This window comes from Micromonospora sp. NPDC007271 (assembly GCF_040634005.1).
Classification (GTDB): Bacteria; Actinomycetota; Actinomycetes; order Mycobacteriales; family Micromonosporaceae; genus Micromonospora.
Genome location: NZ_JBEYER010000218.1, coordinates 1 through 1,594, shown reverse-complemented (window position 1 = coordinate 1,594; position 1,594 = coordinate 1). Strand labels below are relative to the sequence as shown.

At 69.1% G+C, this 1,594-nt stretch carries 1 protein-coding gene; it reads right to left on the bottom strand.

Going from position 1 to position 1,594, the window contains the following annotated elements:
• Nucleotides 1–8: 8 nt before the first annotated feature.
• Entirely contained in the window at nucleotides 9–1,481 is a 1,473-nt protein-coding gene (locus ABZ570_RS33970; RefSeq protein WP_358072288.1) for an NF041680 family putative transposase, read from the bottom strand.
• Nucleotides 1,482–1,594: the final 113 nt, after the last annotated feature.

Below are 1,594 nucleotides of genomic sequence, written 5' to 3'. Positions count from 1 at the left end.
CTTGATCTTTAACCTGTGCGGCGTGGCCTCGGGTTATTCGAAGTCTTCGTTTTCTTCGTGCCACTTTTCGGTTTTGTGCTGGTGGCGGCGGTGACGATGTGGACGTCGTGGCGGGCTGCCGGGTGGCGGTTGCGTAGTCCGGGTGGTCGGCCGGGTCCTGGCCGGGAGGGTTTCGGTGCGCAGGCGGGGTTGCCGGCTTTGGTGCGTAGGTGCCGAAAGCTTCGGCGGACGCGGGCGGGCGTGAGCCGTTCGGGTGGTGCGGGGCGTTCCCAGGGCCGGCGGAGGTCGCCGACGGCGCCTCGGGCGAGGCGTAGCTGGGTGTAGGCGGCCAGCACCAGCCAGGTCCAGCGGTCGGCGGCGTGTGGGTCTCGCAGCTTCGGGCTGGTCCAGCCGAGGGTCTGTTTGAGCATGCGGAAGGTGTGCTCGATGTCGAAGCGGCGCAGGAACACCTGCCAGAGCAGGTCAACCTCGGCGTCAGTGGCGGTCGCCTGCGACCACCACAGCCAGACTGGTTTCGCGGTGGCGCCGCTGGGCAGCCGGTCGACGGTCAGCAGGATCACAGTGCCCTCGATGATCGGCAGCGGGCCGTGCTGGGCGGTCCAGGCGGTGCGATGGGTCAGCCTGGGGTGCAGCCGGTGCCAGGCCCGCGCGGTTGCGGTGCCGTAGAGACGGGTGTCGGTGGTCGTGGCCACATCCGGGTCGCCCCAGCTGCCCGGGTCACCGAAGATGAACTCGCCGCCATGCCTTCGTGGGCGGCCGGTGGTACCGGGCAGCCGCAGTGGCGCGGGCCGGCGCAGCACCCGGTCGGAACGCATCCGCACCAGAACCTTCACCGGTAGATCGGCCAGCAGGAACGCCAGCCGAGGCCCGTCGTAGCCGGCATCCGCGACGATCCACACGTCCGGATCACCAGGCTGCCACTGCCCGGCAGCGATCAGCCGCTGCACCACGTCCCGCAACTGGCCAGCGGTGACCGTGGCAGCATCATCGCCGGGCGCCAAACGGCGGGCGTCCAACGGCGCGGTCCACGAGGTGCGCCCGGTCTCCAGGGCGGTGACGAACGAGTACGGCCAGCCGGGAACCCCGATGTGGGTGTCCTTGCCGCGCCCGTAGGTGTGACACAGCACCCGCTCCGGGCAGGTGTGCGCTTCCGGCCGCAGCCAGCAGGTCACGTCCACCGCCAGGGCGATCCGCCCGTCCGCGGCCCGCGGCAGCGGCACCGCCGCCACCGCGGTCCGCAGCCGCGCGATGTCGATCCGGCCGCGATTCAACGCCGCGTACAACGAGCCGTGACCGCGGCGATGCTCACCCACCAGCGACAACTCCACCAGAGACCGAACCGGCGCATCACCGCACAACAACGCGTCTGCCAGCTCGAACAACGCATCCCCACGAGCGGTCAAACAGGCGTGGAACTCACGCCGGAACACGGCCAGCCGCCCGACCTCATCGATCGACCCTGCATCGTGCACACTGATCACCAGACAGCCCTTGGTTTGCGATCTTCTTCCCTAGACAAGAGGAATGATCGATCAAGGGCTGTCCCCATGATCAGCCGGGGTCGATGCCGCCGCCCAGCAGGTTAAAGATCAAG